This window comes from Thioclava pacifica DSM 10166 (assembly GCF_000714535.1).
GTDB classification, from domain to species: domain Bacteria; phylum Pseudomonadota; class Alphaproteobacteria; order Rhodobacterales; family Rhodobacteraceae; genus Thioclava; species Thioclava pacifica.
The window spans coordinates 57,337-82,822 of sequence record NZ_AUND01000039.1 but is presented as its reverse complement, the minus strand read 5'-3'; the positions used below and the strand labels follow the sequence as shown (position 1 = coordinate 82,822).

The window sequence follows — 25,486 nt, the reverse complement described above, 5'->3', positions numbered from 1 at the left end:
CCCGCAAGAGGGCACAACTACTTGGGAGTTACGCGATGAACCGCAGATCCTTTCTGAAAACCACCGCTGCGACAGCCGTTGTCGCAGGTGCGGGCAGCCTGCCTGCCTTCGCCGCCGACGAGCCGCTGAAGATCGGCTTCATCTATGTCGGCCCGGTGGGCGACATGGGCTGGTCGTACCAGCACGATCAGGGCCGCAAGGCGATCGAGGAAGCCTATGGCGACAAGGTCCAGACCTCGTTCATCGAGAACGTTCCCGAAGGCCCCGATGCCGAGCGCGCGCTGACCCAGCTTGCCCTGGAAGGCAACAAGCTGATCTTCGCGACCTCGTTTGGCTTCATGGATGCCGTGATGAACGTGGCGAAGAAATTCCCCGACGTGAAATTCGAGCACGCCACCGGTTACAAGCGCGCCGACAACGTCGCCACCTATGATGCGAAGTTCTTCCAGGGCCGCGCCATTCAGGGCACGATCGGCGGTCGCATGACCAAGACCAACAAGATCGGCTACATCGCCTCCTTCCCGATCCCGGAAGTCTATCAGGGCATCAACGCGGCCTTCCTCGCCGCGAAGAAGGTCAACCCGGACATCGAGATGAAAGTGGTCTGGGCCTATACCTGGTTCGACCCGGCGAAAGAAGCCGACGCGGCCGCAGCCCTCATCGCCGATGGCGTGGACGTGCTGCTCCAGCACACCGACTCGACCGCCCCGCAAGCGAAAGCGCAGGAAGCCGGCAACGTCATCACCTTCGGCCAGGCCTCGGACATGTCGTCCTTCGCGCCGATGCCGCGCGTGTCCTCGACCATCGACAACTGGGCGCCCTATTACGTCAAGCGTGCGGGTGCGATGATGGACGGCAGCTGGGCTTCGGAAGCGACCTGGGGTGGCATCGACACCGGCATGGTCGAGATCGGCGAAATCTCGGATGCCGTTCCGGCCGAGGTGAAGGCCGAGGCGCTCCAGCTCAAGGACGATATCGGCTCGGGCAAGGTGCACCCCTTCACCGGTCCGCTCAACAAGCAGGACGGCTCGGCCTTCCTCGCCGATGGCGAGATGGCGACCGACGAGCAGCTCCATTCCATGACCTTCTATGTGGAAGGCATCACCGCTGAAGCGCCCAAATAAGCGCCGCCAGAGTGACGAATCCGTAAAGGGCCGGCCCAGCGCCGGCCCTTTTCACATTGTTTCAAACGAAGGTGTTCGCTTCACGTTACCGTCAGACTTGTCCAAAAGGCGAATTCAGCGCAAGAATTACAGGGCCGGTCAGCTTGACACATTCAAACATTTGCATCTAACGAATGGGTCAATAGAAATTGACGACCGGGGAACGGGAGGAAGTAAATGGCACATATCGTGGTGCTCGGTGCTGGCCTTGGCGGCGCCATCATGGCTTATGAGTTGCGTGACCAGGTCCGCAAGGACGACGAGATTACCGTCATCACCAAGGACCCGAAGTATCACTTCGTGCCCTCGAACCCCTGGGTCGCCGTCGGCTGGCGCGATCGCAAGGACATCACCGTCGATCTCGAACCGACGATGAAGAAGAAGAACATCAACTTCATCCCGGTCGCGGCAAAGCGCCTGCATCCCGATGACAACAAGGTCGAGCTGGAAGACGGCCGCGAGGTCTCCTACGACTACATCATTCTCGCCACCGGCCCGGAACTGGCCTTCGACGAGATCGAGGGCCTGGGTCCCGATGGCTTCACCCATTCGGTCTGCCACGTCGATCACGCCGAAGATGCCGGCACCGCGTTCAAACGCTTCTGCGAAAACCCCGGCCCGATCATCGTGGGCGCCGTGCAGGGTGCGTCCTGCTTCGGCCCGGCCTATGAGTTCGCCTTCATCCTCGACACCGCGCTGCGTCGCGCCAAGATCCGCGATCAGGTTCCGATCACCTTCGTGACCTCTGAACCTTACGTCGGCCATCTCGGCCTCGACGGCGTCGGCGACACCAAGGGCCTTCTGGAATCCGCGATGCGCGAGAAGCACATGAAGTGGATGACCTCGAGCCGCGTGAAGAAGGTCGAAGACGGTGTGATGCATGTCGAGGAAATCGCCGATGACGGTTCGGTCAAGGCGACCCACGAGATGCCGTTCAAATACTCGATGATGCTGCCGCCCTTCCGCGGCATCCCCGCCGTGATGGGCATCGAGGGCCTCGTGAACCCGCGCGGCTTCGTCATCGTCGACAAGCACCAGCGCAACCCGAAATACCAGAACGTCTTCGGGATCGGCGTCGGCATCGCAATCCCGCCCATGGGCCCGACCCCGGTGCCCGTCGGCGTGCCGAAGACCGGCTTCATGATCGAGTCGATGGTCACCGCCACCGCGCATAACCTCGGCAACATCGTGCGCGGCATCGAGCCCGATGAAACCGGCACCTGGAACGCCATCTGTCTCGCCGATTTCGGGGATTCGGGTATCGCTTTCGTCGCCCAGCCGCAGCTGCCGCCGCGCAATGTGAACTGGTCGAGCCAGGGCAAGTGGGTCCACCTCGCCAAGATCGGTTTCGAGAAATACTTCATGCGCAAGCTGCGCAAAGGTACCTCGGAGCCCTTCTACGAGAAGACCGCGATGAAGATGCTGGGCATCGACAAGCTCAAGGCGGTCAAGAAGACCAACTGAACCGCGACGAACCCTCGGGTTTGCAAGTGATCAAGGGGCGGGCCTGCGGGTCCGCCCCTTTGCCGTTTTCCGCTCATCGCCGCGGAGTTCGGGAACACACGCCCGCGTGAGGCGTTCTCTCCCCCGACACGCGGCCTGATGCCGCGACGAAGGGAGAAGTTATGAACCGCTTGAGAACGACGACCGCGCTGATCGCCGGTCTTGCCGCACTCACCCCCGCGATCGTGCCCGTTGCGGGCCTCGCCGAGCCGGCCGATAGCGCCGCTTGCATCGCGCAGGAAATCGCCGCGGGCAAAACCGCGAAAGAGGCTCGCAAGAGCTGCAAGGAACAAGCCAAGGCAGCCAAGGATACGCCCGAGGCCGCATCCGATGCTGCGCAGTCCGTCGAGGGCGCCGCGCCGGTCGAAGGCTCCGCCGCGGTCGATGCGGCCGACGCGGTCGACGGATCCGCGCCTGCGGACCCGGCAAAAATTGTCCCCCCTGCCGGGGGCGAGACTGCCAATGAAACGGCACAGCCCGCACCCGAGACGATGGCTCCGGCCGACCCCGCCCCGATGACCGATCCGCAGGCCGATCAGGCCGCGAAAGCGGCAATCGAGGGCGCAACGCCTCCGGCCGAACAAGCGCCCTCCGACAGCGCCACGGCGGAACCCGCCCCCGCGCCCGAGGCCTCTGCCGATGCGACGGCCAAGGCCACGGTCGAAGGCGGCACCGCGCCCGAGGCGCAACCGACCGCCGAGGCGAAGACGATCACGCCCGAAACGGATGCCTCCGGCGAAGCCACGGCCCAGACCGAGGCGCAAGCCACGCCGCAGGCCAGCGAGACCGATCCGAACGAGACTTCGGCCAAGTTCATCGCGCCGGAAGAGGCGAAAGTGCTCGAACAGGCGATCGCGGATCAGGAAAGTGCCGCCGAAGGCGCGCCGGTCGAAAACCAGGCGCTCGCCGCCCCCGCCGATGTTCCGATCGACGAGACCGCGAGCACCGAGGAAACCGTAACCAAGGAGACCGCGCGCAGCGCCTCGGAAGATTTCTCGACCAAGGTGACCGCCACGCCCACGGCTCAGGCCACGGACAGCGACACGAAGAAGAAGAAAAAGGACCGGGTGAGCCCGCTCGAGACCGCCGCGCTTGCGGGGCTCGGGGCCCTCGCAGTCGGCGCGCTGCTGAACAACGGCTCGAAAGTGGCCGTGAATTCGGGCGACCGGGTCGTGGTGCAAAACCCCGATGGCTCCTACGCGCTGGTCAAGGATGACAACGCCCTGCTGCGTCAGCCCGGCTCGACGATCCGCACGCAGGATTTCGCGGACGGCTCCTCGCGCACCATCGTGACGAAAGAGGACGGCTCGCAGATCGTGACGATCTATGACGCGCAGCGCCGGATCCTGAAACGCACGCTGATCCAGCCCGACGGCACGCAATATCTGCTGATCGACGATGCGCGCGGAGCAGAGCCGGTCGATGTGACGACCCTGCCAAAGGCTCAGCCTGTCGCCACGATCAGCTCGAGCAACGAGGCGGCCCTGCGTGAGGCGCTCGCGCGTCAAAGCGACACCAACCGCGCCTTCACCCTCTCGCAGGTGCGCAACATCGAGCAGGTCCGCGATCTCGCCCCGGCGGTGACGGTCGAGAACATCACCTTCGAGACCGGCTCGGCCGCGATCCAGCCCGATCAGGCCCGCGCGCTCTCTGCGCTTGGTCAGGCGATCCAGCAGCGCATCGCCGAAGACCCGCGCGAGCTGTTCCTGATCGAGGGTCACACCGATGCGGTGGGCAATGCCGCCTACAACCTCGCGCTCTCGGACCGCCGCGCGGAAACCGTGGCACTGGCGCTGAGCGAGTATTTCGGCGTTCCGGCCGAGAATCTCGTGGTGCAGGGCTATGGCGAGCAATATCTCAAGGTGCCGACCGAAGGCCCCTCCGAGGAAAACCGCCGCGCCGTCGTGCGTCGCATCACCGACCTGCTGCGGATGGCCTCGAACTGAGGTCGCGCCGCAGAGCTTGAAATCGCAAAAGAAAAGGGCGCCCTGACAGGCGCCCTTTTTCGTATTTTCCCCAAGGAGGGGGAAGTTGGTGGCGAGGGGGGGACTTGAACCCCCGACCCCACGATTATGAGTCGTGTGCTCTAACCAGCTGAGCTACCTAGCCACTGCGGCGCTAACTAAGAAAACTGTCCGGTCCCGTCAAGGGCGTTTTCGTCGAAAAATCGCAAGCGCGCCACTGCGACAGAATGGGAATTGGCGAAGCGGCGCGCAGCGGCTAGGCATGAGGGGAAGAGGAGAGATCATGCACGCCGCCCCTAACCTGCCGCTGACCCGCGACATCGTCCTGATCGGAGGCGGGCATTCGCACGCTCTGGTGCTGCGGATGTGGGGGATGAAACCTCTGCCGGGCGTGCGTCTGACGGTGATCAACCCGCTGCCCAGCGCCGCCTATTCGGGGATGCTGCCGGGCCATGTCGCAGGCCATTATGCCCGCGAGGAATTGCAGCTCGATCTGGTGAAGCTCGCACGGCATGCAGGCGCGCGGCTGGTTCTGGGGCGGGCTGTGGGCATTGACCGGGCGCGCAAACTGATCGAAGTGCCGGGACGCGCGCCAATCGCCTATGATGTGGCCTCGATCGATATCGGGATCACCGCCGAGATGCCGCAATTGCCGGGCTTTCTCGATCATGTGACGCCAGCCAAGCCGCTTGATGCCTTTGCCGATGCCTGGGAGGCGTTCGCGAGCGCCCCGCCCGAGAGCCCGCGCGTGGCCGTGGTGGGCGGCGGTGTGGCCGGTGTCGAGCTGGCGCTGGCCTGCGCGCACCGCCTGCCGCAAGCCAAAGTCACCGTTTACGAGGCCGCACCCGAGGCGCTGCGCGCGCTTGGCACCGGAGCGCGCAACGCCATGCTGCGCCATTGCGCGCGGCTGGGCGTCACGATCGAAACCGGGGCGGCGCTGAGCGGGGCCGAGGCAGGCAAACTGCGGCTCGAAGGCGGGCGCGAAGCCGAGGCCGATTTCATCATCGGCACCGGAGCCACGAAGCCCGCAGACTGGCTGACGGAAACCGGGCTCGATCTGACCGATGGCTTCGTCACCGTCGGCCCGACGCTGCAAAGCTCGGATCCCGCGATTTTCGCCGCCGGAGATATCGCCCATCTCAGCCACGCGCCGCGCCCGAAGGCGGGCGTCTATGCGGTGCGCGAGGCCAAGCCGCTTTTCGCCAATCTGCGCGCGGCCGTCTCGGGCGGGGCGATGCAGGATTACCAGCCGCAACGCGATTACCTGAAGCTGATCTCGGTCGGGGGCAAACATGCCGTCGCCGACAAATGGGGGCTGCCGCTCGACGGCAAATGGCTCTGGCGCTGGAAGAACCGCATCGACCTGAAATTCATGGAAAAGGTCCACGATCTGCCCGCGATGCCAGCGCCTGCGCTGCCGCCAGAACGCGCGCAGGGGATCGAGGAGGTTCTGGGTACCAAGCCGATGTGCGGCGGCTGCGGCGCGAAGCTCGGCGGTCAGGCGCTGCGTGATGCTCTGGCTGATCTGCCCGCCCCTGCACGGGCCGATGTCCTGAGCGGTGCGGGCGACGATGCGGCGGTGCTGTCATGCGGTGCCCAAAGCCAGGTCTTCACCACCGATCACGTCCGCGCCTTCACCGAAGACCCCTGGATGCTGGGCCGGATCGTCGCCCTGCACGCGATGAGCGACGCCTGGGCAATGGGCGCGGCACCGCAGGCGGCTCTGGCGCAGGTCACCCTGCCCCGCCAGTCCGAGGAACTGGGTGCACGGGCGCTGCGCGAGATGCTCGGCGCGGCATCGAAAGCCTTCCGCGAGGCAGGCTGCGATCTGGTCGGCGGGCATACCTCTATGGGGGCGGAACTGACGCTCGGCTTCACGGTGACCGGGCTGACCGATCGCGCGCTTGGGCAGGACGGCGCGCATCCGGGCGAGGTTCTGATCCTGACCAAGCCGCTTGGCACCGGCGTGATCCTCGCCGCCGAGATGGCCAAACACGCGCCCGGAGATGCGGTCGCAGGCGCGCTGGCAAGCATGTCGCAAAGCTCCGCTGCCGCGTCCGCGATCCTCACCCCCGTGGCAAGCGCGATGACCGATATCACGGGCTTCGGGCTCGCCGGGCACTTGCTGGGGCTCTGTGAGGCGTCACAAGTCTCCGCCGAGCTCGATTTGGCCGCGATCCCGTTGCTCGATGGCGCCGAAGCGTTGGCCGCGGCGGGTGAACACTCGACGCTCCTGCCCCAGAACATCGCCAATTGCGCGGGCCGGATGACCGCTCCGCCGGGGCCGCGTACGGATCTGCTCTACGACCCGCAAACCTCGGGCGGCTTGCTGGCCACGGTGCCTGAGGCAAACGCGGAAGAAGTTCTGAGCGCGCTCAGAGCCGCTGGCTACCGCGCCGCGCGGATCGGGGTGATCGCCGCGGGGCCCGCCTTTCTGCGCGCACGCTGACCCGTCCCATACCGGCAAAGAAAAAGGCGCCCCGCAAGGCGCCTTTTCCGAGTCCGAAACCTCACAAAGGATCAGTCCTTCGCGCGCTCCACGTAAGAGCTGTCTTCGGTGTTGATCACGATGCGGGTGCCCACACCGATATGCGGCGGCACCATCACGCGGATCCCGCCGGTGCAGATCGAGGGTTTGTAGCTCGACGAAGCCGTCTGGCCCTTCACCACCGGCTCGGTTTCCTCAACCTCGACGGTCACTTTCTGCGGCAGTTCGATCGCGATCGCGGCGCCCTGGAAGGTCTTGAGATACACCCGCAGCCCGTCGCGCAGGAACACCTTCGCGTCACCGATCACGTCTTCCGGGACGGCGATCTGCTCGTAGGTGTTGGGCTCCATGAAGTGATAGCCTTCGCCATCCTCATAGAGAAAATCATATTCGCTGTCATCGACATGGGCGCGCTCGACCTGCTCGGTGGTGCGCCAGCGCTCCGAAACCTTCGTGCCATCCGAGATACGGCGCATGTCGACCTGGGTGACGGGCGTGCCCTTGCCGGGATGGATGTTCTGCGCCGAAAGCACGACATAGAGACGTTCGTCGATTTCGAGCACGTTGCCCTTGCGGACCGAAGAGGCGATGACTTTGACCATTGCGTTTCCTTGAACGGATTGGAAAACGGGCTCTGGCGCCCGGGTTGCAGGTCGCCTAAACCATTTGCGCCCCGATTTCCAGCCTGAAAGGCTTAGCCATGCCCCCGTTCTGGAGCCCCGAACGCCACGCCGACCGCCGCCCCGCGCTTCTGGGGCGCAACCGCATTCAGGCGGCGATCCGGAACTGGCTGGCCGCGCAGGATTTCGTCGAGGTCGATCCCTGCGCGCTGCAGGTCTCGCCCGGCAACGAGGCGCATCTGCATGCCTTCGCAACTGATCTGATCGGCAATGACGGGCAGGCGCGGCGGATGTATCTGCACACCTCGCCCGAATTCGCGATGAAAAAGCTGCTGGCGGCGGGCGAGCCGCGCATCGCGGCTTTCGCCCATGTCTGGCGCAACCGTGAGGCGGGCAAGCGCCATTCGCCCGAGTTCACGATGCTCGAATGGTATCGCGCGGGCGAGGATTACACCGTTCTGATGGAAGATTGCGCGGCCATGCTGCGGCTCGCGGCAGAGGCTGCGGGGGCATCGGTGCTGCGCTATGGCGCGGCCGAATGCAATCCTTTCGCGGCGCCCGAGCGGCTTTCGGTGGCCGAGGCCTTCGAACGCCATGCCGGGATCGACCTGCTCGCCACCTGCGACGGGGCAAAGACCGACGCGGAGGCGCTGCGCGCCCAATGCGCGGCGACGGGGTTCCCGGTTGCCGAGGATGACAGCTGGTCGGACATGGTCTCGAAACTGCTCGTGGCATTGGTCGAGCCCCATCTGGGCCACGGTCGCGCGACCATCCTCGACCGCTACCCGCTGGCCGAGGCCGCGCTCGCCCGCCCTGCCCCGGATGACGCCCGCGTGGCCGAGCGGTTCGAGCTTTACGCTTGCGGGGTGGAATTGGCGAATGGCTTTGGCGAGCTGACCGACGCCGCCGAGCAGCGCCGCCGCTTCGAGGCCGACATGGATCTCAAGGAGCAGCTCTACGGCGAGCGCTACCCGATCGACGAGGATTTCCTTGCCGCCCTCGAGATCATGCCCGACGCCTCCGGCATCGCGCTTGGCTTCGACCGGCTCGTGATGCTCGCCACCGGCGCGCCGAAGATCGAGGACGTGCTCTGGGTACCGGTGGGCGCAGAGTGAACTCTACCCGGGCCTGAGCCCGCGGCCCTAGCGTTCCTTGCGCTCCGCCGCATGGGCCACGAGCACCGCCATCGGCACGATGCCCAGCGCATCACGATGGGTCGAGGCGAGCATCACCTTGGGCGCGCAGCCCTCTTCGACCGCCTCGAGAAAGCGCGCCGCGCATAGGCACCAGCGATCGCCGGGTTTCAGGCCGGGGAAATCGTGGAACGGGCGCGGGGTCGACAAGTCATTGCCGACATATTTCGACCAAGCGAGAAATTCGGCCGTCATGATTGCGCAGACCGTGTGAGAGCCCGAATCCTCCCAGCAGGTATTGCAGCTGCCATCGCGGAAGAACCCGGTGCGGGGCCGGAGCGAACAGGGCTGCAAGGTACCCCCCAGTACGTTCACCGCCTCGTACATCTGCATACGCGCACCCCCTTTTCAGGAAATTTCGGCGATGCGACGCAACATGGCAAGGTTTTCCTCTTCCACGCCTTCCTGTTTGAAAAGCCGGTCGGCGGCGTTGATCGCGACGACCACGTCATGGGCGGGGCTGATATAGATGTGTTGGCCGTAGATGCCGCGGGCGAAATAATCGCCGCCATGTTCGGCCGTGTCGACCGGCACCCACCATTGGTAGCCATAGCCTTCGCCCTTGGGCGCCTGAAGCGCGGTCGATTGCGCGACCCAGTCCTCGGGGACGATCTGGCGACCGTTCCAGAAGCCCTTTTGCAGGAACATCTGGCCGAAGCGTGCGTAATCGCGGGTGCGCAGGTTCAGCCCGCCCAGCACGAAACTGACGCCCTTGCCATCGGTGAGCATCACCGGCGAAGCCTCCAGGCCCATTGGCGCGATCAGCACTTCGCCCATCACCTCGGCCGGATCCGCCCCGGTCGCGCCCGCGATCACCATGCCCAGAACATGCGTGTCGATCGAGACATAGAGCATCCGCGCGCCCGGCTCGGCCTCGCGGGTCTTGAGCGAGGCGGCGAAGGCGTTCATCGACCGCCCCATCGCCAGAACCCGGCCCATCTTGTTGATATCGGAATGAAAATCCAGGTAATCCTCGTTGAAGGCCACCCCTGAGGACATCATCAGCGCATCGCGGATCGACACCCCGTCATAGGCCGTTCCTTCAAGGTCCGGCACGAACCGGGTGAGCGGCGCGTCGAGGTCGGGAATAACGCCCTGATGGTGCAGGATGCCGAACGTCGCGGAGAGAAAGCTCTTGGCCATCGACCAGGAGATCCGCAGATCCTCTGGTTTGGTGCCGAGGAAATAGCTCTCATGGGTGATCTGGCCGTGGCGCAGCTTCACCAGCGCCGTCACCGAACGCCGGTCGATCCAGTCGCCGACCCCGGCCGGCAGCCCGTCATCTTCTCCACACGGCAGGTCCGAGACGGGGCCGTCTCCGCGGTCGATGACCCGCGAATGAAACAGCGCCGGCATGTTGGAGAAATTCGTCACGATCCGGTCGGGCTCAAAGAGGCGGTTCACCTCGCGCAGCCGCGCGATCTCGTCGCGTTTCCACCAGGCCAGCCCCGCGATCGGCAGCGCCGCCGCCATGCCTGCCCGTACTGCCCAGCGTGCCAGCCCCTTCATGCGATGCCTCCCTTTCGTCGCGGGAAAGGGAAGCACGCGCTCCGCGTCCTATCAAGGGCTACGGGGCGTCACCTCTCTGTCATTGGGGCAAGTCCTGAACGCGCGGGCTCAGTAGATATAGCGGATCTGGTCGGTCCAGTAGCGCTCCATCCGGCGCAGCGTGTGGTTCATCTCCTCCATCGCCTCGAAAGTGATGACCCCGCGCGTCTCCATGCCCGAGGCGTGCCGCTCGAAAAGGCCCGCCACCTTCTCGCGCAGATCGCACCCTTTCGCGGTCAGCCGCACCCGTACCGAGCGCCGGTCGATCTCGCAGCGTTGATGGTGCATGTAGCCGGTCTCGACCAGTTTCTTGAGATTGTAGGACACGTTCGAGCCCTGGTAATAGCCGCGTGATTTCAGTTCCCCCGCGGTCACCTCGTTCTCGCCCACGTTGAACAGCAACAACGCCTGCACCGGGTTGATCTCGAGGATGCCCAGCCGCTCGAACTCGTCCTTGATCACATCCAGAAGCAGCCGATGAAGCCGCTCCAGCAGCGAAAGGCTGTCCAGATATCCTGCCATCAGCCCCGGCGTCGCCGGCGCGGGCATCATGTCGCTTGCAGATTTCTGCACGGTCATTTCATTCTCCGCCAGTTTCGCTGCCCCTGACAGGCGACCTTGGCGGGAAATGGAAAATATAACGTTAAGCCACCCCGGCTTTACGCAAATTCGTCACGAAAGCGACGCGACCGGCTCTCAGTTCTTGGTGATATGGCGCTCTCGGGCGAACTGGCCGATTTCGGTCAGCAGGCCGAGATAGTGCGGCGGGCAAGGCTGCGCGCCGGAAACCCACGGGTAGAGATCCTGATCGTTCTCCTCGAGCAGCTGGTCGTAGAGGTCGAGCGTGGACGGGTCGAGATCAGACAGGCGCGCATCGGCGTAAGGCCCGAGGATCAGGTCCATCTCCTTGATCCCGCGGCGCCAGCTGCGCATCCGCATCCGTTTCAGCCGTGCCTCGCGCGTTTCGCTCATGCATCCTCTCCTGCCATCAGCCGCTTCTCGAGCCGGCCCAACCGCGCGTCGAGCTCTTCGAGCCCGGCCCGCACCTCGCGGATCTCGCGCACCAGAGCGCGCTCCTGCTGCGCCTCTGCCACCTGATCGGGCGGGCCGTCAAGCCCCTCGCCCTCTCCGGTCAGGAGCCACATCAGCGTGACGTTGAGCATCCCCGAGAGCATCTGCAGCCGGTTCGCCCGCGGCTCGGCCACATCGTCCTCCCAGGCAACCAGCGTCTCCAGGCGCACGCCCAGACGTTTTGCCAGCTCCTCCTGGCTCAGCCCCGCCGCTTCGCGCGCGCCAGCCAGTCGATCCCCGAAGGTCGCGCTCGCCTCGCCATACCAGTCTTCGGCCATGGTTTCCTCCGCTTTCGCTTGAATGCCTGTTGGCCCAAGCCTAAGAGGTCGGGGACCAAGTTACAAATCGGAGGCGACCCGATGGCATTCCTTTCCGACACTCTTGCCCGCGTGAAACCCTCGCCCACCGTGGCGATGACCGGAAAGGTGGCCGAGCTGAAGGCCCAGGGGCGCGACGTGATCGGCCTGTCAGCCGGTGAACCCGATTTCGATACCCCCGACAATATCAAGGCGGCTGCCAAGGCAGCGATTGACGCCGGGCGCACGAAATACACCGCCGTCGACGGCATCGCCGAACTCAAACAGGCGATCTGTGACAAGTTCGCCCGCGAGAACGGTCTTTCTTACGAGCCCGCGCAGGTTTCGGTCTCCTCGGGTGGCAAACAGGTGCTTTTCAACGCGCTGATGGCGACGCTGAACCCCGGCGACGAGGTGATCATCCCGACGCCCTATTGGGTAAGCTATCCCGACATGGTGCTGATCGGCGGTGGCACGCCTGTCTTCGTCGAGGGCGAGCCCGCGACCGGCTACAAGATCAGCCCCGAGGCGCTGGAGGCCGCGATCACGCCCAAGACCAAGTGGTTTCTCTTCAACTCGCCCTCGAACCCGTCCGGTGCGGCCTATTCCCGCGCCGAGCTGAAGGCGCTGACCGATGTTCTGATGCGCCACCCGCATGTCTGGGTGATGACCGATGACATGTATGAGCACCTCGTTTTCGACGGGTTCGAGTTCACCACCCCCGCTCAGGTCGAGCCCGGCCTCTATGACCGCACGCTGACCGTGAACGGCGTATCGAAAGCCTATGCGATGACCGGCTGGCGGATCGGCTATGCGGCAGGCCCGAAAGAGCTGATCGGGGCGATGCGCAAGGTGCAATCGCAATCCACCTCGAACCCCTGTTCGATCTCGCAATGGGCCGCCGTCGAGGCGCTCAACGGCCCGCAGGATTACATCGCCACCTCGCGCGAAGCGTTCAAACGCCGCCGCGACCTGGTGGTTGCGGGCCTCAACGCCTGCCCCGGCATCACCTGCCCCACCCCTGAAGGCGCCTTCTATGTCTATCCTTCGATCGCCGATTGCATCGGAAAGACCTCGGCCGGTGGGCGCAAGATCGCGACGGACGAGGATTTCGCCACCGCCCTTCTCGAGGAAAACGGCGTCGCCGTGGTGTTTGGCGCAGCCTTCGGGCTTTCACCGAATTTCCGCATCAGCTACGCTACTTCGGACACGGCCCTCACCGAAGCCTGCACGCGCATCAAGGCTTTCTGCGAAGGGCTGACTTGAGGCCGAACGGCCCGGGAGGTTGGTGAATGGGTGATCTGCCGGAGTATTATTTCCGGGTGAAGGAAAACGGCGCGACGGTGTTTCGCGTCGATACCGAGAACCGTCAGCGCCGGATCGAGATGGACCCCATCGCCAACGTCAATATCCGCAATGGCGAGATCAAGCCGCAGGGCGATCGTGAACTCTCGGCCGCGGACCGCGCCGAGATCGACGCCTGGATCGCGCATCGTCGCGAGGTTCTGGCCCGGCGCGATACCGATGACATCCTGCGCGCGATCGACCACCTGAACCTCGTGACGCAATGGGCGCAGTCCAAGGCGAGCGATGCCCAGCTTGAAGAGATCACCGACACGCTTTTGCTGACGATGCATGATCTGCGCACGGTGCTCGTACGCAAGAAAGCCGAGAGGCTGGGTGCAGACGACTGACTCGGAGACATCGTCCTGAGCGTCTTGTCACCGCGACGCCACGTGATCTCTGAGCGCCTCGTCACGGATGCACATCCATCGGACAACGCGAGTTCAGATAGATCTCGAACCAGTCGAACTGCGCGTCGACGCCCCGCTCGGCCAGCCATTTCTCCTGCAAACGATAGGCTTCGGGCTCTGCCGCTCCCACGCAGGGCCAGTCGCGGGCGTTGAACTGCGCGCGATGCACCAGCTCATGAAGCAGCGAGGAAAGATGGCGTGGATCCTGATGCGACCAGGGCGAGACGAGAAAGATCCGATCATTAAGAAAATCATAAGCCGCGCGCAGCTCGGCATCGACGATGATTTCCTCGCCCTCATAGGAGATCACCTCGCCGGTCCGGCACAGGAAGATCGCCGGCGGATTGGCATGATCGGCCGGATAGGGACTGTGCTCTGCGATCCACTCGACAAGCGGTGCGGTCACGCTTTCAGGCACGGTGATCGGCAGAGGGTTCGGACAGGCCCAAGTCGCGACCGGATTGGCCAAAGCAAGAAACAGGGCTGCAATTGCGTTTCGCATGCGATCCTCCCGCGCGAGCCTTCATGCTAGCACGAAAACCACCCGGAAGGGTTGATCGCGATCATCGGGGCGCGGGGAATTCTCCCCACACCCCCCGGCCTCATTGCGGCATGATCGGCGGCGCCATCACGATGTAAGGCGTCTTTGGTGTCTCTCCGGGCGGCAAGGCCTCCGGCATCGGGTCGCCCGGCGCACCGAGCGACTTGATGTAGAGATAGAGCGACCGCAGATCGCTCTCGGGCATCGCATGGACATTGTAGAACGGCATCGGCGGCTTCGCGGTGAAAGACTTCGCGAATTTGACGAAGCCATCCTCATCCATGTCCTTGACCTCGTCGCGCAGATTGGCCGCGTAGGTCGTCCCCCACGGCCCCTGCCAGCCGAGCGGTACGCCCTTGAGCGCCGCCTCCGGGTCGATCTTGCCGCCCGATTCATTATAGCCCGCGGTGTGGCAGTCATGGCAGCCCGAGGTGACCGCGACCAAGGCGCCACGCGCGACGGACACCTCCTGCGCGAAAACGCCAGAAGGGCTGGCCAACGCGCTAAGCGCGGCCAACACGAAGATATGTCTCATGGGTTTTCTCCCCTTCCCATATGGATGGGTGCGGTCCTGCGGACCGCCTCCCTGCGGTCCGGCCATTCCTCCACACGGGGCCGGACCATGGGGAAGTCTGCGGCCAACCGGCCGAGTCGGGCAAGCAACCTAAATGAGCAGGTCGCGCCGAGCGTCCCCGGCCCTGCGCGGATCAGACGCTTACCACCTCGCGCAGCGCCTCGCGGGTGAGGGTCTCTTTCGTGCCTTCCATCGCAACCTCGCCGCGTTTGAGCACGTAGAAGCGATCACCAAGGTCATGGGCGAAATCGAAATACTGTTCGACCAGCACGATCGCCATATCCCCCTTCTCGCGCAGATAGGAGATCACCCGTCCGATCTGCTGGATGATATTGGGCTGGATGCCCTCGGTCGGCTCATCGAGGAGCAGCAGCTTGGGCTTCATCAGCATCGCCCGCGCAATCGCGAGCTGCTGCTGCTGCCCGCCCGAAAGGTCCCCGCCGCGACGATGCAGGAATTCCTTGAGGATCGGGAACAGCTCATAGATCTCATCGGGAATGAAATGCTCGGATTTCGGCAGGCAGGCGAAGGCCGTCTCCATGTTCTCGCGCACCGTGAGAAGCGGGAAGATCATCCGGCCCTGCGGCACATATCCCAGCCCCGCCTTGGCCATGCCCTGCGGCGGCACCCGGCCCATCGCTTCACCATCGAGCACGACCTCGCCACCGGAGCGCAGATGCGTGCCCGAAATCGCCTTGAGAAGTGAGGTCTTGCCCACCCCGTTCGTGCCCATGATACAGGTCACTTCCCCGGCACGGGCTTCCATGTCGATCCCGTGCAGGATCTGGCTGCCGCCGTAATGCAGCGTCAGCCCCGAAACTTTCAACATCTCAGCGCCCAAGATACACCTCGATCACTCTCTGGTCCGCCGTCACATGGTCAAGCGTGCCTTCGGCCAGAACCGATCCCTCATGCAGCACCGTCACCTTGCAGTTCAGACGGCGCACGAATTCCATGTCATGCTCGACCACCACGACCGCGCGGGTCTTCGCCAGATCCACCAGAAGGGCCGTGGTCTGTTCGCGCTCGGCCAGCGTCATGCCGGCTGCCGGCTCATCCACCAGCAGAAGACGCGGCTCCTGCGCGAGCAGCATCCCGATCTCCAGCCATTGCTTCTGCCCGTGGCTCAGCTCGCCCGCCTTGCGCGGCAGCTGATCGGCAAGCCCCACCTGCGCCGCGATCTCTTCGACCCGCGCACGGTCCTTCGCCCCGGCTTTCCACACCAGAACCGAGAACGGGCTGCGATTGGCCTTGAGCGCCATCATCAGATTGTCCGTGACGGATTGATCCTCGAAAACGGTGGGCTTCTGGAACTTGCGCCCGATGCCCGCCCGCGCGATCTGCGCCTCGTTCATCTTCAGCAGGTTCTGGTGCGTCTCGCCCCAGAGCACGCGGCCTTCGTCGGGACGGGTCTTGCCGGTGACGATATCCATGAAGGTCGTCTTGCCCGCGCCGTTCGGGCCGATCACCGCGCGCAGCTCGGCCGGGCCGATCGCGAAGCTCAGGTTATTGATCGCGCGAAATCCGTCGAAGGTGACCGAGATCCCCGAAACCTCGAGCTGCGCATTGCCCGGCTGAGCGCCAATGACGTGATCGCTCATTCCTGCGCCTCCTTCTGCTGGAGGGAGCCCTGATCGGGCCCGAGCGGGTCGCCATGCCGGTCAGGGCTTCGGATACCCTCGAGCAGGTCGACGATCCCCGAAAGCCCTTTCGGCGCGAGCAGCGTCACCAGCACGAAGGCCAGCCCCAGCAGCACCTGCCACCAGTCGACCCATTGGATCGTGTAGAACCCGAGCGGGATATCGGGCACGCGGCCCCCGGTGAACCAGCTCGACACGATCGACACGAAAGCCGCGCCCATGACCGCGCCGTAAAGCCGCCCACGCCCGCCGATCGCGACCCAGACCGCGAGATAGATCGAGGCGATGGGCGCCATCTCACCCGGGTTGATGATCCCGGCCTGCGGGTAATAGAGCGCGCCCGCGATGGCCGCGATCACCGCCGTCAGGGTAAAGACGAAAAGCTTGTAGCCCTCGACCGAATAGCCAAGGAACCGCACCCGCGCCTCGTCATCGCGGATGCCGCGAATGACCGAGCCGAACTTGCCCGAGACGATAAAGGCGGCCGCGATATAGCCGAGCCCGAGGGCAACAGCCGAGGCCCAGAGGAACCAGACCGAGAGCTGGTCCTGACCCGCCGAAACGCCGGGGATGTTTTGCAGCCCCGAGAGGCCATTGTTGCCACGCAGCCCACTCTCGTTCTGGAAGAGGTAAAGCGACAGCGCCAGCGTCATCGCCTGCGTCAGGATCGACAGGTAAACCCCCGTCACGCGAGAGCGGAAGGCGAGCCAGCCGAAGATCAGCGCCAAGAGCCCCGGCACCAGAACGACGAACAGCAGCTGCATCGGCAGGTTGCCCGCAAACGTCCAGATCGCAGGCAGCTCAGATCCGCCCACCACACCGAAAATCTGCGTGCCGATGGCGTCATTGACCTCCTGCGGGGTCATCGGGAAGCTGCCCGCCGAGCTGAGCACGATATCGCGGGTGCGCTCATACATCAGCCACATGCCGATCATGTAGCCGCCCAGGCCGAAGAAGGCGAAATGGCCCAGAGAGAGGATGCCCGTATAGCCCCAGACCAGATCCATCGCGATGGCGATCAGGCACAGGCAGAGCGTCTTGCCTAGCGTCTTGACCATCGAGGTCGAGATCACCCCCGGCCCGTAGGCGTGAGACAGGAAGGTGACGCCCAAGGTGAAGATCGCGAGGATCAGCAGGAACCACATCACGGAGGGGTTCTTGGCGAGGAAACCGGGTTTCATATCTGCACCTCGCGGCCAAGCTGGGGGGCCAGCCCCCCAGACCCCCCGGGATATTTCAAGCAGTTGGAAGGAGAAGCGGTCTGTTTCATGCTCAATCTCCCGCGGCCCGGCCCTTGAGCGCGATGATGCCGCGTGGGCGGAACTGGATGAAGATGATGATGAAGAGGATCATGTAGGTCTGGGCCGCCAGCGTGTTCGACGGGTTGAGCCATTCGATCCCCTTTTGCAGCACGCCGATCAGGCCAGCGCCCGCGAGCGTGCCGAAGATCGAGCCGACGCCGCCCACGACGACCGTCATGAAGCTTTGGACGATGTAGTCCTGCCCCATCTCGGAGGTGACTTTCGCGAAGAGCCCGATCGCCACGCCCGCGATCCCTGCGATGCCCGACCCAAAACCAAAGGCGAGCATGTTGATCCGGTCCGGGTTGATCCCCATCGAGGCCGCCATCGAGGGGTTTTGCGTCACCGCGCGGACCTCGAGGCCGAGGCGCGTGCGGCGCATCACCCAGAGGTAGAGGGCGAGGAAAACGAGCGCGAGGACGAAGATCGCGATGCGGATATAGCTGATCGAAACCACGTCGTTGAGCGTCCAGGCCCCGTCGAGCCAGGGCGGCGAGGTCAGCGGGCGCGCCTGCGTGCCGAAGATGTTCTTGAACAGTTGCTGCAGCGCGATCGAGATCCCGAAGGTCGCGAGCAAGGTCTCCAGCGGGCGCTTGTAGAGCCAGCGGATCACCAGCCGCTCCATCGCGACGCCCGCGCCGAAGGTGATCGCAAACGCCAGCGGCAGGGCGATCAGGATCGAGAGCGTATAGTCGGGCACGAAGAGCTGCACGACATAGCCGGTATAGGCGCCCATCGTGATGAACTCTCCATGCGCCATGTTGATGACCCCCATCACCCCGAAGGTGATCGCGAGCCCGATGGCGGCGAGGAAATAGATCGAGGCGAGCGAGAGCGCATCGAGGCCGAGATCGACCGTCTGCATTGCCGCGACGGTGCGCCCGACGCGGGTCAGCGCGGCTTCGGCGGCCGTCGTCACGGCCGGGTCGGGCTCGGCATAGAGATCGGCATATTGGTGATCGGTGATGAGCGTGTCGGCCTCGGCATCGGTCAGGCGCTGCGGCACCGTTCCGGCCGCAGCCAGCGTCGCATAGGCCTCTTCGCGCTTGGCCGGGTCGGACATTTCGGCCAGCGGCAGCCCGCCCACCGTACCATCGACCACATTCGCAGCGAGGCTCTGCTGCATCGCTGACGCCGAGATCCGCTCCGGGGCCATCTTCGCCGCGACCAGCATCGCGTAGGCCTCATCCTTGGGGATATCCTTGCCCGGACGCAGCGGCTTGGCGACATTGCCCTCGGGCGCGCCGGCAAAGGCCTTGCGGGTGGTGGCGACAAGCGGGTTCAGCGTGGCGCGGAAATCGAGCCCCAGATCGGAACCGAAGCTCTCGATCGCGGCCACGCGTTCGGCCGCATCCTTGCCGAAACGAATGGTCAGCAGTCGCTCCAGACGCTCCTTCTCGGCCTTGATCGCGGGATCGGGTTCGTCAGGGATCGAGGCGCGCAGCGGGTCCAGATGCGACGCTTCGCCGTCCCGCTCGATCGCGGTGAGCGCCTCGCGGCGCTTCTTCGGGTCCGGGTCGCTCAGCAAGAAGCGTACAAGCGCCGCCCCGATCTCGGCGCGCACACCGGAATTGGGTTTGATCTCTTTGATATCGGATTTCGGCGCCGTGCCCGCGGGCGCGCCGGTGACCGGATCGGACAGCTCATAGTCGCTGCCCTTCTTCTGGATGATGAAGAAAGCACCATCGCTCTCGCGCTGGCCCACGCCCTTGTCGGCATAGGCCTGCAGGAACCGCGACGCGCCTTCGCCCGAGCTGGCGATGGCCGCAATGACCGGGCCGATCGTGCGACGCGACGGCTTGGCGATTTCCTTGGAATATTCGGCGAGCACCGCCGCGAGGCCTGTCAGTTCCGCCTGTGCGGTCTCGCTTTGCGGCGCGGTGGTACCGGTCTCTTGCGCTTGCCCCGGCAAGGCCAAGGCCAGCAAAATCCCCAGCGCGATCAGAAACTTGCGCATCCTGCCCCCATGGATGGAAAAAGGCGGGAGAGCGTCTGCCCTCCCGCCCGAAGGTCGATCAGTAATTCGACTTCTTCTGTACGCAGGTATTCGTTTCGGTGTTGTACATGCCGCAATCGAGGCCTGGCCAATCCGATTTCAGCACCGCCGATTCCGGGAGGAAATCGGTCCAGGCATCGCCCGGCACCGGGTCGGTCTGGCTGATGATGTCGAACTGGCCGTTCTCCATGATCTCGCCGATCAGCACGGGCTTGGTCAGGTGGTGGTTCGGCAGCATCTTCGCGGTCGAGCCGGTGAGGTTCGGGAATTCCTGCCCCGGCATCGCATCGATGACCTTGTCGATATCGGTCGAGCCGACCTGCGTCACCGCCTGCACCCACATGTTGAAGCCGATATAGGTGGCTTCCATCGGGTCGTTGGTCACGCGCTTGTCATCGCCGGTGAAGGCGTGCCACTGCTCGATGAACGCCTTGTTCTCGGGCGTGTCGGCGCTCTCGAAATAGTTCCACGCGGCGAGCTGGCCGACGAGGTTCTTCAGATCCGCTTCGCCGAGGCCCGACAGTTCCTCTTCGCCGACCGAGAAGGCCACGACGGGGATGTCATCGGCGGTGATGCCGGAAGCCGCGAGTTCCTTGTAGAAACCGATATTCGCGTCGCCATTGATCGTCGAGATCACGCCGACCTTCTTGCCATCCGCACCCAGCGCCTTCACGTCGGCGACGATCTTCGACCAGTCCGACTGACCGAACGGGGTGTAGTTCACGAAGATGTCGCTCTCGGCGATGCCCTTCGACTTCAGGTAGGCGTCGAGGATGTTGTTCGTGGTGCGCGGATAGACGTAGTCGGTGCCCAGCAGCGCGAATTTCTCGACGCCGAGCTCTTCGAGGAAGTAATCCACCGCCGGGATCGCCTGCTGGTTCGGGGCAGCGCCGGTGTAGAACACGTTGCGCGAGCTTTCCTCGCCCTCATATTGCACCGGGTAGAACAGCAGACCGTTGAGCTCTTCGAGAACCGGCAGCACCGATTTGCGCGACACCGAGGTCCAGCAGCCGAAGATCACGTCGACCTTGTCCACGGTGATCAGCTCGCGCGCCTTTTCGGCAAACAGCGGCCAGTCGGAGGCCGGGTCCACCACGACCGCCTCGAGCATCTTGCCGTTGATGCCGCCTTTCTTGTTCTGCTCTTCGACCAGCATCAGGACGGTGTCCTTGAGCGTGGTTTCCGAGATCGCCATCGTGCCCGACAGCGAGTGCAGGACGCCGACCTTGATCTTGTCCTCTTCGGCGAAGGCAATGCCCCCGCTCATCGACATGGCACCGGCAAGCGCCGCGGACATCATCAATTTACGCCGTGTGATCATTTCATTTCCCTCGTTCCGTCAGCCTGCGCACGGGCCCGTTTTTCGGGCTCTCTTGGCGGCTGAACCTCCACTTTTGGATGAGCCGGGACCATTCCCCATTAAGGCCCAGGGCCCGCTTCGGGCACCCACGACATCCAAGCCCTGACGCTGCGTTGCGGCAAAACAATCCGCACCCGCGCAGCAAAAACCCGCCTCGAAAGGCGGGTTTGCCGGAGTTTTGTGCAAAAAAATGACACATTCGCGTAAAATTTAGGCGAACGTCCTCGCTCAGGCGGGAATCGGCTGAAGAACGAGCCCCCCCTCGCGCACGAGGAAAGCGACGATCTCATCGATCCCTTCGCCTTGGCGCAGCTTGGCCATCACGTAAGGCTTTTCACCCCGTGCGCGCCGGGTATCCGCCTCCAGCAGTTCCCGGTCGACCCCGACATAGGGCGCAAGATCCACCTTGTTCACCACGAGCAGGTCGGACTTCGTCACCCCCGGCCCACGCTTGCGCGGGATATCCTGCCCGGCGGCCGTGTCGATCACATAGATCGTCAAATCCGCCAGTTCGGGCGAGAAGGTCGCTGCGAGATTGTCGCCGCCGCTCTCGATCAGCACCAGCTCCAGATCGGGGATCTTCGCCGTGAGATCGGCGATTGCCGCGAGGTTGATCGAGGCATCCTCGCGGATCGCGGTATGCGGACACCCCCCGGTCTCCACGCCCCGGATCCGCTCGCCCGGCAGCACCTGCGCGCGCATCAGCGCCTCGGCATCCTCGCGGGTGTAGATGTCATTCGTCACCACCGCCATCGACAGACGCGGCGCCAGGGCCCGCGCCAAGTGCTCGGTCAGTGTGGTCTTGCCCACGCCCACCGGCCCACCGATCCCCACGCGCAAAGGTCCGTTGCCCATATCCTCACCTCACGTCTTGAAGAGACGCACATCGAGCGTCTCGTGTTTCATCGCCCCGATCTCGGCGCGAAATGCGCTGAGCGACAGGTCTGTCAGCTCCGCGCTTGCCGCGCGGGCCGAGATTTCAGCGATCTTGTCATGCAATCCCGCCAACACCCTCTGCCCCGCGATTTGTCCCAAAGGGACAAGCCGGACCGCCGCAGAGACCAGGTTGGACGCGAAAGAATGTTGGAAAAGTGCTATTATCTGCTCGGTTGGCATGTCGAGCTCCCGCGCCGCCTCGGCTACGGCGACCGGCAAGATCCGCGCGGGCAGTTTCTCACCGCGCAGCCCCGCTTGTGCCAGCGTAAAGGCCGTGCCCTGCTCCACCGTCTCGCGCAGCCGCTCGGCCGATCCGGCCATCGCGCGCCCCAACGCGTCGAGCTCCGCCAGATCGCCGCCGCGCAGCCCGCACCCGAGCAGCACCGCATCGCCCCAGCCCGCCCCGTGTTCAAGCACGTCGCCCAGCCACTGCGCGAAGCTCTCCGCATCGCGCACCTCGCCCACCGCTACCGCCTGCTCAAGCCCATGCGAATAGGCGAAGGCCCCGGTCGGAAACGCCGGGGACAGCCATTGCATGAGCGAAAGAGGCGCAGTCGGATCAGGCATGGTCATGATGATGATGGTGATCATGCCCGTGGTCATGATCATGATCGTGCGAATGGGAATGGCCATGGTGATGCGAATGGCCGTGGTCATGTCCCATCGTCCGGCCCATCCCGTAGGCGCCACCCTCGGGCTGGAAGGTCTCGACACCGGGACGTACCTCCGCGCCAAGCCCCTTGAGCATCCCTTCGAGCACGTGATCGGCCCGGATCACCAGCCGCCCGGCCTCGATCTGGCAGGGCGTGTGCCGATTTCCGATATGCCAGGCGAGCTTGGGCAGATCGCCCTTCACCACCAGTACCGGCTCCAGCGCCGGGCGCACCTCGATGAAACGGCCATCCTCCAGCACAAAGGCCTCGCCACCTGCGAGATTCGTCACCTCAGGCAGATCGACCAGAAACCCCGTACCCGAGCCCGCCACCAGCCGCTTGCGCCGCAGGAACCGTCCTTCGTAATCAAGCGCCACGAAATCCGCCGCCGCTTGCCACGCGCCCTTCGGCACCACTCTCCCGGCTTTCGGATAATCGCTCATTGTCTTGCTTCCTTTAACGTTTTCTCAAACTTGCGGCCGCATCGTCAGACACGGACCAGAGGAGATTTCGCATGTTAGACCACCGCTCCCCCGCCGATGAACTGGCCCATATTCGCGCCGAGATCGCGCGGCTCAAGCGCCGCGAGGCGCAGCTGCGCGAGGCTTACCTGACGCAGCCTGACATGCCGCGACTCGGCCGCTGGACGAAGGTCGAGATCGTGACCCATAGCTGCCAGGTCTTCGAACCACGCCTCCTGCCCGAGGATATCCGCCTCGACCCGGCTTTCCAGCGCGAAAAGGTGACACGGCTGCTGCGCACAACGCCGCATGCTCGCCCCACGAACCACCTGCCGCCACTCGTCGCCGCCGAACAGATCAGCGCGGCCCCGCAACGGGAGATGTCGATGCTCGCCACGCATTAAGCCCTCAGAACAGGAAGTAGCGCTGCGCCAGCGGCAGAACCTCCGCCGGTTCGCAGGTCAGCAACTCGCCATCCGCGCGCACTTCGTAGGTCTCGGGATGCACGTCGATCTTCGGCGTCGCCGCGTTGTGGATCATCTGCGCCTTGCCGATGCCCCGCGTGCCTTCGACTGCGAGCGTGGTTTTCTGAAGACCAAGGCTCGCCGCCAGCCCGTTCGCCTGCGCCGCCTGGCTGATGAAAGTCACCGACGACGCATGACTCGCGCCGCCCAGAGCGCCGAACATGTTGCGCGTGTAGAAAGGCTGCGCCGGGATCGAGCCGTTCGGATCGCCCATTTGCGACGAGACGATCATGCCCCCGATCAGCACCATTTCCGGCTTCGCCCCGAAGAAGGCCGGGCTCCACAGCACCAGATCGGCGCGTTTGCCGACCTCGATCGAGCCGATATGCTGGCTCATCCCATGCGTGATCGCCGGGTTGATCGTGTATTTCGCGATGAAGCGTTTGACGCGGACATTGTCGTTGTCGCCCTGCTCTTCCGGCAACCGACCGCGCTGCTTGCGCATCTTGTCGGCAGTCTGCCAGCAGCGGATGATCACCTCGCCCACACGGCCCATCGCCTGACTATCCGAGGAGATGATCGACATCGCCCCCATGTCATGCAGGATGTCCTCGGCGGCAATCGTCTCTTTCCGGATCCGACTCTCGGCGAAGGCCACATCCTCGGGCACCTTGTTGTCGAGGTGGTGGCACACCATCAGCATATCGAGATGCTCTTCGACGGTATTCGCGGTGTAAGGCCGCGTCGGGTTCGTCGAGGACGGGATCACGTTCGGCGCGCTCACCACTTTCAGGATGTCCGGCGCATGGCCGCCACCCGCGCCCTCGGTATGGAAGGCGTGGATCGTGCGGCCCTTGATCGCGGCCAGCGTATTCTCGACAAAGCCCGATTCATTGAGCGTGTCGGTGTGGATCATCACCTGCACGTCCATGTCATCGGCCACGCTCAGGCAGCAATCGATCGCGCCCGGCGTCGTGCCCCAATCCTCGTGCAGCTTCAGCGCGCAGGCGCCACCCTCGACCATCTCGACCAGCGCCTCGGGCTTCGAGGCATTGCCCTTGCCCGAGAGCGCGAGGTTCACCGGCAGTGCATCGAAACTCTGCAACATCCGCGCGATATGCCACGGCCCCGGCGTGCAGGTCGTGGCCAGCGTGCCATGCGCTGGCCCCGTGCCGCCGCCCAGCATCGTCGTGATCCCCGACGCCAGCGCGTCCTCGATCTGCTGCGGGCAGATGAAATGGATATGCGCGTCGAACCCGCCAGCGGTCAGGATTTTCCCTTCGCCCGCAATGGCTTCGGTGCCCGGCCCGATGATGATGTCGACATTCGGCTGGGTGTCGGGATTGCCCGCCTTGCCGATCGCGACGATCTGCCCACCCTTGAGGCCCACGTCGGCCTTGTAGATGCCGGTATGGTCCACGATCAGCGCGTTGGTGATCACGGTGTCGACCGCGCCGCCCGCGCGGGAGATCTGGCTCTGGCCCATCCCGTCGCGGATCACCTTGCCGCCGCCGAACTTGACCTCCTCACCATAGGTGGTCAGATCCTTCTCGACCTCGATGATCAGATCGGTATCGGCGAGCCGCACCCGGTCGCCGGTCGTGGGGCCGAACATATCGGCATAGGTGCTGCGCGAGATCGTGGCCGGCATCAGAGCGCCCCCATAACTTTCTGATTGAATCCATAGACTTCGCGCGAACCGCGATAGGGCACGAGCCGCACTTCGCGCGACTGCCCCGGCTCGAACCGTACCGCCGTCCCGGCCGCGATATCGAGCCGATAGCCGCGTGCTGCCTCGCGGTCGAATTCCAGCCCCGGGTTGGTCTCCGCGAAATGGTAATGCGAGCCGACCTGCACCGGGCGATCACCGGTATTGGCGACCATCAGGGTGATCGCTTCGCACCCCTCGTTGAGCGTGATATCGCCCGCGGCGGGCAGGATTTCCCCGGGGATCATCGGC

At 64.4% G+C, this 25,486-nt stretch carries 26 protein-coding genes and 1 tRNA gene; 8 read left to right on the top strand and 19 right to left on the bottom strand.

Features of this window, described 5'->3' with window-relative positions:
* Positions 1–35 precede the first annotated feature (35 nt).
* From TP2_RS15345 to TP2_RS15335, 3 genes are all read left to right on the top strand, one after another.
* A complete protein-coding gene (locus tag TP2_RS15345) occupies positions 36–1,124 on the top strand; it encodes a BMP family ABC transporter substrate-binding protein (RefSeq protein WP_038079319.1) in 1,089 nt (362 codons plus the stop codon).
* A gap of 216 nt (positions 1,125–1,340) precedes the next feature.
* Complete coding sequence (locus tag TP2_RS15340; protein ID WP_038079313.1) at positions 1,341–2,627, top strand: NAD(P)/FAD-dependent oxidoreductase; 1,287 nt, start codon at positions 1,341–1,343, stop codon at positions 2,625–2,627.
* A 161-nt stretch (positions 2,628–2,788) separates the two neighbouring features.
* Positions 2,789–4,612: an OmpA family protein gene (locus TP2_RS15335; RefSeq protein WP_051692713.1), complete on the top strand. Its 1,824-nt coding sequence runs from the start codon at positions 2,789–2,791 to the stop codon at positions 4,610–4,612.
* Positions 4,613–4,698: 86 nt separating this feature from the next.
* Here TP2_RS15335 and TP2_RS15330 read toward each other — a convergent pair.
* Positions 4,699–4,775 (bottom strand) — tRNA-Met (locus TP2_RS15330).
* 138 nt (positions 4,776–4,913) lie between these two features.
* Here TP2_RS15330 and selD point away from each other — a divergent pair.
* Positions 4,914–7,079 carry a selenide, water dikinase SelD gene (gene selD, locus TP2_RS15325; RefSeq protein WP_038079308.1) on the top strand — a complete coding sequence of 722 codons (2,166 nt, stop codon included), beginning with the start codon at positions 4,914–4,916 and terminating at the stop codon, positions 7,077–7,079.
* A gap of 71 nt (positions 7,080–7,150) precedes the next feature.
* Here the strand turns inward: selD and efp are convergent, their stop codons facing one another.
* Complete coding sequence (efp, locus tag TP2_RS15320; RefSeq protein ID WP_038079306.1) at positions 7,151–7,720, bottom strand: elongation factor P; 570 nt, start codon at positions 7,718–7,720, stop codon at positions 7,151–7,153.
* 98 nt (positions 7,721–7,818) lie between these two features.
* Between efp and epmA the strand changes: the two genes are divergently transcribed.
* Complete coding sequence (gene epmA / locus TP2_RS15315) at positions 7,819–8,853, top strand: EF-P lysine aminoacylase EpmA (RefSeq protein ID WP_038079305.1); 1,035 nt, start codon at positions 7,819–7,821, stop codon at positions 8,851–8,853.
* 27 nt (positions 8,854–8,880) lie between these two features.
* Here epmA and TP2_RS15310 read toward each other — a convergent pair whose 3' ends face one another.
* The 5 genes from TP2_RS15310 to TP2_RS15290 form a co-directional block, all read right to left on the bottom strand.
* Positions 8,881–9,264 carry a DUF2237 family protein gene (locus TP2_RS15310; RefSeq protein WP_038079304.1) on the bottom strand — a complete coding sequence of 128 codons (384 nt, stop codon included), beginning with the start codon at positions 9,262–9,264 and terminating at the stop codon, positions 8,881–8,883.
* Positions 9,265–9,279: 15 nt separating this feature from the next.
* Complete coding sequence (locus tag TP2_RS15305) at positions 9,280–10,440, bottom strand: serine hydrolase domain-containing protein (protein ID WP_038079302.1); 1,161 nt, start codon at positions 10,438–10,440, stop codon at positions 9,280–9,282.
* A 108-nt stretch (positions 10,441–10,548) separates the two neighbouring features.
* The gene (locus tag TP2_RS15300) at positions 10,549–11,058 is read right to left on the bottom strand and encodes a MarR family winged helix-turn-helix transcriptional regulator (RefSeq protein WP_084714363.1); all 510 of its coding nucleotides are present in this window, start codon (positions 11,056–11,058) and stop codon (positions 10,549–10,551) included.
* A 117-nt stretch (positions 11,059–11,175) separates the two neighbouring features.
* Positions 11,176–11,451 carry an FAD assembly factor SdhE gene (locus TP2_RS15295; protein ID WP_038079301.1) on the bottom strand — a complete coding sequence of 92 codons (276 nt, stop codon included), beginning with the start codon at positions 11,449–11,451 and terminating at the stop codon, positions 11,176–11,178.
* Positions 11,448–11,828: a helix-turn-helix domain-containing protein gene (locus tag TP2_RS15290; RefSeq protein WP_038079298.1), complete on the bottom strand. Its 381-nt coding sequence runs from the start codon at positions 11,826–11,828 to the stop codon at positions 11,448–11,450. Before TP2_RS15290 ends, TP2_RS15295 begins: the two co-directional genes overlap by 4 nt.
* An 81-nt stretch (positions 11,829–11,909) precedes the next feature.
* Here TP2_RS15290 and TP2_RS15285 point away from each other — a divergent pair, with 81 nt between their 5' ends.
* Positions 11,910–13,112, top strand: a complete 1,203-nt coding sequence (locus tag TP2_RS15285; protein WP_038079296.1) for a pyridoxal phosphate-dependent aminotransferase — start codon at positions 11,910–11,912, stop codon at positions 13,110–13,112.
* A gap of 26 nt (positions 13,113–13,138) precedes the next feature.
* Entirely contained in the window at positions 13,139–13,540 is a 402-nt protein-coding gene (locus tag TP2_RS15280; protein ID WP_038079294.1) for a hypothetical protein, read from the top strand.
* Between the two features lie 61 nt (positions 13,541–13,601).
* Here TP2_RS15280 and TP2_RS18110 read toward each other — a convergent pair whose 3' ends face one another.
* The 10 genes from TP2_RS18110 to TP2_RS15230 form a co-directional block, all read right to left on the bottom strand.
* Positions 13,602–14,102, bottom strand: coding sequence for a DUF6647 family protein (locus TP2_RS18110; RefSeq protein ID WP_051692711.1), 501 nt, complete (start codon positions 14,100–14,102; stop codon positions 13,602–13,604).
* Positions 14,103–14,202: 100 nt separating this feature from the next.
* On the bottom strand, positions 14,203–14,676 hold the full coding sequence (locus TP2_RS15270) for a c-type cytochrome (protein ID WP_038079292.1): 474 nt from the start codon (positions 14,674–14,676) through the stop codon (positions 14,203–14,205).
* Between the two features lie 172 nt (positions 14,677–14,848).
* Positions 14,849–15,544, bottom strand: coding sequence for an urea ABC transporter ATP-binding subunit UrtE (urtE, locus tag TP2_RS15265; RefSeq protein ID WP_038079291.1), 696 nt, complete (start codon positions 15,542–15,544; stop codon positions 14,849–14,851).
* A gap of 1 nt (position 15,545) precedes the next feature.
* Complete coding sequence (gene urtD, locus TP2_RS15260) at positions 15,546–16,316, bottom strand: urea ABC transporter ATP-binding protein UrtD (RefSeq protein WP_051692708.1); 771 nt, start codon at positions 16,314–16,316, stop codon at positions 15,546–15,548.
* A complete protein-coding gene (gene urtC / locus TP2_RS15255) occupies positions 16,313–17,536 on the bottom strand; it encodes an urea ABC transporter permease subunit UrtC (RefSeq protein WP_038079289.1) in 1,224 nt (407 codons plus the stop codon). Before urtC ends, urtD begins: the two co-directional genes overlap by 4 nt.
* Before the next feature lie 91 nt (positions 17,537–17,627).
* Positions 17,628–19,613 (bottom strand): urea ABC transporter permease subunit UrtB, encoded by a 1,986-nt coding sequence (urtB, locus tag TP2_RS15250; RefSeq protein WP_038079288.1) that lies wholly within the window; start codon positions 19,611–19,613, stop codon positions 17,628–17,630.
* A gap of 58 nt (positions 19,614–19,671) precedes the next feature.
* Entirely contained in the window at positions 19,672–20,973 is a 1,302-nt protein-coding gene (gene urtA, locus TP2_RS15245; RefSeq protein ID WP_038079286.1) for an urea ABC transporter substrate-binding protein, read from the bottom strand.
* 267 nt (positions 20,974–21,240) lie between these two features.
* The gene (ureG, locus tag TP2_RS15240; RefSeq protein WP_038079285.1) at positions 21,241–21,867 is read right to left on the bottom strand and encodes an urease accessory protein UreG; all 627 of its coding nucleotides are present in this window, start codon (positions 21,865–21,867) and stop codon (positions 21,241–21,243) included.
* Between the two features lie 9 nt (positions 21,868–21,876).
* Positions 21,877–22,515, bottom strand: a complete 639-nt coding sequence (locus TP2_RS15235; protein ID WP_038079500.1) for an urease accessory protein UreF — start codon at positions 22,513–22,515, stop codon at positions 21,877–21,879.
* Positions 22,508–23,044, bottom strand: coding sequence for an urease accessory protein UreE (locus TP2_RS15230; RefSeq protein WP_038079284.1), 537 nt, complete (start codon positions 23,042–23,044; stop codon positions 22,508–22,510). The genes TP2_RS15235 and TP2_RS15230 overlap by 8 nt, the downstream gene beginning before the upstream one ends.
* A gap of 71 nt (positions 23,045–23,115) precedes the next feature.
* Here TP2_RS15230 and TP2_RS15225 point away from each other — a divergent pair, with 71 nt between their 5' ends.
* The gene (locus TP2_RS15225) at positions 23,116–23,466 is read left to right on the top strand and encodes a hypothetical protein (RefSeq protein WP_038079283.1); all 351 of its coding nucleotides are present in this window, start codon (positions 23,116–23,118) and stop codon (positions 23,464–23,466) included.
* Positions 23,467–23,470: 4 nt separating this feature from the next.
* Here TP2_RS15225 and ureC read toward each other — a convergent pair whose 3' ends face one another.
* Positions 23,471–25,177 carry an urease subunit alpha gene (gene ureC / locus TP2_RS15220; protein ID WP_038079282.1) on the bottom strand — a complete coding sequence of 569 codons (1,707 nt, stop codon included), beginning with the start codon at positions 25,175–25,177 and terminating at the stop codon, positions 23,471–23,473.
* A complete protein-coding gene (locus TP2_RS15215) occupies positions 25,177–25,482 on the bottom strand; it encodes an urease subunit beta (RefSeq protein WP_038079281.1) in 306 nt (101 codons plus the stop codon). The genes ureC and TP2_RS15215 overlap by 1 nt, the downstream gene beginning before the upstream one ends.
* Positions 25,483–25,486 lie beyond the last annotated feature (4 nt).